This is a genomic window from Micromonospora sp. ATLC20 (assembly GCF_057196585.1).
This window is the reverse complement of record NZ_JBXUOV010000244.1, coordinates 1-6,553: the sequence shown is the minus strand read 5'-3', so window position 1 is coordinate 6,553 and position 6,553 is coordinate 1. Positions and strand designations below refer to the sequence as shown.

At 74.1% G+C, this 6,553-nt stretch carries 6 protein-coding genes; 3 read left to right on the top strand and 3 right to left on the bottom strand.

Going from position 1 to position 6,553, the window contains the following annotated elements; translation table 11 throughout:
• Positions 1–1,330: hypothetical protein (locus AC2CHG_RS28960; RefSeq protein WP_484525989.1), on the top strand; the 1,330-nt coding region annotated here is incomplete at its 5' end.
• A gap of 275 nt (positions 1,331–1,605) precedes the next feature.
• Positions 1,606–3,228, top strand: a complete 1,623-nt coding sequence (gene groL / locus AC2CHG_RS28955; RefSeq protein ID WP_030502773.1) for a chaperonin GroEL — start codon at positions 1,606–1,608, stop codon at positions 3,226–3,228.
• A gap of 71 nt (positions 3,229–3,299) precedes the next feature.
• Here groL and AC2CHG_RS28950 read toward each other — a convergent pair whose 3' ends face one another.
• Together AC2CHG_RS28950 and AC2CHG_RS28945 are read right to left on the bottom strand one after the other, a co-directional pair.
• Positions 3,300–3,542 (bottom strand): hypothetical protein, encoded by a 243-nt coding sequence (locus tag AC2CHG_RS28950; RefSeq protein ID WP_262013250.1) that lies wholly within the window; start codon positions 3,540–3,542, stop codon positions 3,300–3,302.
• A 70-nt stretch (positions 3,543–3,612) separates the two neighbouring features.
• Positions 3,613–4,539, bottom strand: a complete 927-nt coding sequence (locus AC2CHG_RS28945; protein WP_484525988.1) for a GNAT family N-acetyltransferase — start codon at positions 4,537–4,539, stop codon at positions 3,613–3,615.
• A 70-nt stretch (positions 4,540–4,609) separates the two neighbouring features.
• Between AC2CHG_RS28945 and AC2CHG_RS28940 the strand changes: the two genes are divergently transcribed.
• Positions 4,610–5,128, top strand: a complete 519-nt coding sequence (locus tag AC2CHG_RS28940) for a YfbM family protein (RefSeq protein WP_194802003.1) — start codon at positions 4,610–4,612, stop codon at positions 5,126–5,128.
• Positions 5,129–5,176: 48 nt separating this feature from the next.
• Here AC2CHG_RS28940 and AC2CHG_RS28935 read toward each other — a convergent pair.
• Positions 5,177–6,553 (bottom strand): S8 family serine peptidase (locus tag AC2CHG_RS28935; RefSeq protein WP_484525987.1); only part of this gene is annotated, 1,377 nt, incomplete at its 5' end.

Genomic DNA, 6,553 nt, shown 5'->3' with positions numbered 1-6,553 from the left:
GTCGGGGACGCCCGCCTCCGGCCCGCCCGGCGCCGACCCGTGGGCCGGCCAGACCGGCCACGCCCCGATCATTCCGGAGTACGGCAGCCCGCAGCCCGGCGCCCCGAACCCGGCCGGCCAACCCGCCTGGGGCACCCCGCCCGGCTGGACCGCGCCGGGCGACGCCTCATCCGGCTGGGCCGCCCCGGGCGACGTCCCACCCGGCCACACCCCACCGGGCTGGACCGCCCCGGGCACTGCGCCGGAGGGCTGGAACGCCCCGGGCACGCCGCCGGAGGGCTGGAACGCCCCGGGCACGCCGTCGGAGGGCTGGAACGCGCCGGGCGCTCCGCCGCACGGCTCGAACGCGCCGCCCGGCACGCCGCCCACGGGCTGGGGCCCTCCCGCGTACCCGGGCCATCCGATGCCCGGCGCGGCGTACCCGGTGCCCGGGGCCGCGTACCCGATGCAGGCCGGTCCCGGCGCCTACGCCGGCTGGTTCCCCGGCCTCGACCCGCAGGATCCGCTCGTCAACCCGCCGCACGCGGGCATCGGTCCCTGGTTCGCCCGCTGCACCGGCGCGTTGCGGCGCGGCTGGCGGCAGCTGCTGCCGATCGTGCTGCTCACCCAGGTGCTCCCGGCTTCGGTGATCAGCGTCCTCACGCTCGTCTTCAGCCCCGAGGGCGAGCTGGCGACCGCGCCGGACGGCGCGCCGGTGCTGCCGGCCGGCTTCTGGGGGCAGATGTTCGCCTTCTACGGCGTGCTCCTGTCCGCCGGGCTGGTCTTCGGCCTGCTCCAGGCGATGGGCTGGGCCGCCGGCACCTGGGTGGTCACCCGCCAGGCGGCCGGCGAGCCGGTCGAACTCGGCGCCGCCTTCCGGTACGGGCTGCGCCGCGCCCTCGGCCTGTGGGGCTGGACGCTCCTGGTCTCGCTTCTGGTCGTGCTCGGCAGTTGCTTCTGCCTGCTGCCCGGCCTCTACGCCGCGTTCGCGCTGGCCCTGTTCGGCCCGGTCTACCTGTTCGAGCGGCGGGAGCCGATCGGGCGCGCGTGGCGGATGTTCCACAGCCGGTTCGGCATGGTGCTGGGCCGGGTCGCGCTGGTGATCGCGGTGCTCTTCGCGGCGACGGTGCTCGACGCCGTGGTGGGCGGGATCAGCGGGGCGGCGTTCGGCGTCACGCCGATGAACGCCGTCGGCACCGCGATCGGCGCCGTGGTGCTCGCCGTGTCCGGTGCCCTGCTCGCCGCCCCGGCCTACCTGGCGCAGCAGGTCGGGCTGGTCGTCACGTACGCCGAACAGCGGGCTCACGAAGGCCCGGTGAACGCGGCCCGGCTGGCGGCGGAACTCGGCTGAGCGGGGCTGTCGTGCTTGCACTCGGCTAGGGAGAGTGCTAAACAAGTCATTGGCACTCGCGTACGGTGAGTGCCAGAAGGTCGGGGCGGTAGGGCCACGGCCGCGCCGGTGTCCGAAGGGGCGCCGGAGCGGTACGAGGCCGGTCGTCGCGGGCTGTCCGGCCCGACCGAGGAGACGTCGTCGTCGCCAGGTGGCGACGTCCCCAAGGTGCGTACACCAGACGGCCCATCCGGGCATCCCGGGTGGCCCGTGAGTGTCCAGGAGGACAACGCCGTATGGCCAAGATGATCGCGTTCGACGAAGAGGCGCGCCGCGGCCTCGAGCGGGGCATGAACCAGCTCGCCGACGCCGTGAAGGTGACCCTCGGCCCCAAGGGCCGCAACGTCGTGCTCGAGAAGAAGTGGGGTGCCCCCACCATCACCAACGATGGTGTGAGCATCGCCAAGGAGATCGAGCTCGAGGACCCGTACGAGAAGATCGGCGCCGAGCTGGTCAAGGAGGTCGCGAAGAAGACCGACGACGTCGCCGGTGACGGCACGACGACGGCGACCGTCCTGGCCCAGGCCCTGGTCCGTGAGGGTCTGCGCAACGTGGCCGCCGGCGCCAACCCGATGGCCCTGAAGCGGGGCATCGAGGCGGCCGTGGCCAGCGTCTCGGAGGAGCTGCTCAAGCTCGCCAAGGACGTGGAGACCAAGGAGCAGATCGCCTCCACCGCCTCCATCTCCGCCGCCGACCCCAGCGTCGGCGAGATCATCGCCGAGGCGATGGACAAGGTGGGCAAGGAAGGTGTCATCACCGTCGAGGAGAGCAACACCTTCGGCCTGGAGCTCGAGCTCACCGAGGGCATGCGCTTCGACAAGGGCTACATCTCCGCCTACTTCATGACCGACCCGGAGCGTATGGAGGCCGTCTTCGACGACCCGTACATCCTGATCGTCAACAGCAAGATCTCGTCGGTGAAGGACCTGCTCCCGATCCTGGAGAAGGTCATGCAGTCGGGCAAGCCGCTGCTGATCATCGCCGAGGACCTGGAGGGCGAGGCCCTGGCCACCCTGGTGGTCAACAAGGTCCGTGGCACCTTCAAGTCGGTCGCCGTCAAGGCGCCGGGCTTCGGTGACCGCCGTAAGGCCATGCTGACCGACATCGCCATCCTCACCGGTGGTCAGGTCATCAGCGAGGAGGTCGGCCTCAAGCTGGACGCGACCGGCCTCGAGATGCTGGGCCGCGCCCGCAAGGTCGTGGTGACCAAGGACGAGACCACCATCGTCGACGGTGCCGGCGACGCCGAGCAGATCCAGGGCCGGGTGAACCAGATCCGGGCCGAGATCGACAAGAGCGACTCCGACTACGACCGGGAGAAGCTGCAGGAGCGTCTGGCCAAGCTGGCCGGCGGTGTTGCGGTGATCAAGGTCGGCGCGGCCACCGAGGTCGAGCTGAAGGAGCGCAAGCACCGCATCGAGGACGCCGTCCGCAACGCGAAGGCCGCCGTCGAGGAGGGCATCGTCCCGGGTGGTGGTGTCGCGCTGGTGCAGGCCGGCAAGACCGCCTTCGACAAGCTGGACCTGGCCGGCGACGAGGCGACCGGCGCGCAGATCGTCAAGGTCGCGCTGGACGCCCCGCTGCGGCAGATCGCCGTCAACGCCGGCATGGAGGGTGGCGTCGTCGTCGAGCGGGTCCGCAACCTCGACCCGGGTCACGGCCTCAACGCCGCGACCGGCGAGTACGTGGACCTGCTGGCCGCGGGCATCATCGACCCGGCCAAGGTGACGCGTTCCGCGCTGCAGAACGCCGCTTCGATCGCCGCGCTGTTCCTCACCACCGAGGCCGTCGTCGCGGACAAGCCGGAGAAGACCCCGGCCGCCCCGGCGGGCCCGGGTGGCGGGGAGATGGACTTCTGAGTCCAGCTCCATCCAGTACGCCGAAGGGGGCGGGCCGCGTCAGCGGTCCGCCCCCTTTCCGCGTATCCGGTTCAGGTGGGCAGCGGGCGCTGGTTGCGCCGCTTGTGCGCCCTGTCGTACGGCGGCGGCAGTCGCCTCGGCTCGTCCACCGGCTGCCGTGACTCCTCCACCGGTGGCCCGTCGCCGCCGGTCAGCTCGGCGAGCTGTTCGGCGTCGCCGACGTCGAGCCGGTCGAACGGAAGCTGGCCGGGAAGCTCGTCGGACGGGCGCCGGCCCGCCGCCGGATCCTCGGCCCGTTCGTCATTCGTGGTCATGCACCGCCTCCTCTGCTCCGACCGTAGAGCCCGGTCGATGGCGAAGGAGGCCGAATGGCGCTATTGACGTCTATGCCCCTTTGACGGCTTTCCGATAGAGGAAGAACACCCGCTCGATCCGGGCGCCCGCCGCGTTCGAGTAGAACGGCACCGGCCCCACCCAGCCGATCTGCGCCGCGGTGATCCCGGCGGCCGCCTGGTCACGCAGGCAGCGGCGCAGCAGCACGCCGCCGATCCCGGAGCCCTCCGCCGCCGGTGCGGTGCCCATCGGCCCGAACCAGCTCGGCCGCGCCGACCCGTAGGCGGCGAACCCGAGGATCTCGCCGTCCCGCTCGGCCAGGTGCACACCCGCGTCCGGCCGCCCCACCGAGCCGGCCAGCTCACCGTCCCAGGTGCCGCCGAACGTGGACCTGGCGAACGCGGCGAGCGCCGGCAGGTCGTCGGAACCGGCCCGGCGTACCGTCACGCCCCGCCCGGCCAGCCGCTGCTCGGCGGCCTCGGTGGGACGCAGCGCCGCCGACCCGTCGGCCAGCTCGGCGGTCATGTTCCAGGCGGTACGGTCCTGCCGGTAACCCAGCCGCTGCGCGGCGCAGACCGCCGGGGTGTAACGCACGTCGATGCCGGGCCAGGCGTAGTGCGGCGGGTTGCCGGCGAGCAGCACCTCGGCCGCGCCGAGCGCGCCGAGCCGGCTCTCCGCCTCGGTCAGCAGCGCCCCGCCGACGCCCTGGCGGCGTTCCGCAGGCGCGACCGCGACCAGGTCGACGTGGCCGAGGCGCGGATCGGCCGCCGACAGCGACCCGATCAGTACGCCGACCAGCGCGCCGTCGCGTACCGCGCCGAGCACCACGACCGGCCGGTGCGCCGCCGCCCGCCGGGTCAGAGTGTCCACGATGCCCGGCGCCTCGGCCGCGTCCTCGGACAGGTCGAGCGCGCGCCCGCACAGGTCGACAACCGCAGGCGACGGCTCGGGCGGCAGATCGGTGATCTCCACGTTCATGGCTGCCGACGGTAGCGCCCTCCGCCGGACGACGGGTGTCGGGCCCGGTCTCTAGGCTGCGCCCGTGAGCATGAACGGGAATTGGATCCGGGTGAGGCCCGACGAGTTGGCGCGGGCCAGAGCGGACCACGACTGGGCCTACGAGTTCGCGCAGGCGGCGGCCGATGCCGAAGACGTGCGGCACGCCGGCACGGGCAAGGCCTGGCAGGCACTGCAGTTCCTGCTGGAGCGGCGCGGCGTCACGGTGCCGCTGGTCACCGGCGGCGAGCTGCTCGTCGCGCTGCCCGACGCCCCGCCGGAGGGCATGGACTGGGCGGAGTTCCTCGAGCCGTACGACTGGGGCTACGGCCCGCCGGCCTACCTGACGCCGGAGCAGGTAGCCGAGGCGGCGACCGCGCTGGCCGGGATCACCGAGGAGGACCTGTTGTGGGGCGTCGACCCGGCCGAGCTGACCGCTGCGGACATCTATCCGCTGATCTGGGACCGCGACGGTGAGCTGGACTGGGTGGCCCACCACCTGCCGTACGCCCGGGACTACTTCGCCGCAGCGGCGAAGGCGGGCGACGCGGTCATCTGCTGGCTCGACTGACCGGCGGGGCGTCGCGGTGGCCGGTGGTACGGCTGTGACGACTGGCGTTCACCCGGCCCGGGCCGCGCGCACCGCCGCGTACGCGTCCACCAGCCCGGCGCCGGAGACGTCCTGCGGTCCGCCGCAGGTGCCGGCAGGCGACGCGACCGGCTGCGCGGTGTCGCGCAGGATGGCCCGGGTCCGTTCCAGGTTGCCGAGCAGCGCCGGGTTCGCCGACCACATCAGCGCCACCACACCGGCGATCTGCGGCGTCGCCATCGAGGTGCCGTCCAGCGTCGCGTACCCACCGCCGGGCATCGCGGAGAGCACAGCCGCACCGGGGGCGACCAGGTCCGGCTTGGCCCGGCCGTCCGGCGCCGGGCCCCGGCTGGAGAACTCGGTGACGCGGCGCTGCCGGTCCACCGCCCCGACGGTCAGCACGTCCGGGTACGGCGCGGGCGGGTCCGCGATCGAGCCGCACGACGGGCCGGTGTTACCGGCAGCGGCCACCACCAGGATGCCGGCCGCGGTCAGCGCGGCGGTCGCCGGTCGCAGTGCCCCCGGGTCGCATCCCTCGACCGGCGGGCAGCCCCACGAGTTGGTGAGCACGTCCGGGGCGCGGGAGGGACGGCCGTCGGTCAGCGGGTTCCCGCCCGGCGGGAACGGGGCCAGCATGAACTGGAGACAGTCGAGGTAGCGGGCCGGGCTGCCCATGTTGCGGTCCAGGTTGACGCAGCCGACCCAGCTCGCGCCGGGCGCGACGCCGATCCCGTCCCGGCCCACCGCGCTGCCCAGCGTGTGGGTGCCGTGGCCACCCCGGTCGGCCGGGGCGCGGCGGCCCTCCCACGGGTCGTGCCAGGAGTCGTCGCCGCCCCGGAAGCCGCCCGCGAGCGCCGGGTGCCGGCCGTCCACCCCGGAGTCGGAGCTGCCGACCACCACGCCGGCCCCGGTGACGCCCAGCTCGGACCAGACCCGGTCCGCGCCGATCAGCGAGATGTTCCAGGCCGGTCCGGCCGGTGCCGGCGCGTCGCCACGCGCCTGCGGGGCGAGCGCCGGCAGCGGGCGCACCCGCTGGCTCACCAGCACCCGGGCCACCTCGGGACGGCTGGACAACCAGGCCCGTACCGCCGGACCGCCGTCCGTCTCGATGGCGTTCACCAGGTAGTACGGCGTCGGGTTCAGCCGCATCCGGGTGAGCGTGCGGCGCAGGTCGCCCTGCGTGCGGTCGGCTGTCGCCACCAGCCGCCGGTAGACCTCCGTCGCCCGGGCGTCGCGCCCGGCCCGGCCCGGCGTCCCGGCCGGCAGGCCGGTCAGGTCGGCCTGCTCGCGCAGCACCACGAGCAGCCGCTCGCCGTACAGTCCGGGCTGGCCGGGGCCCACGTACACCACGGCGACGGCGGCGAGCAGCGCGGCGGCGGCCAGCGCGGCCGGACCGCGCCGGGGCGC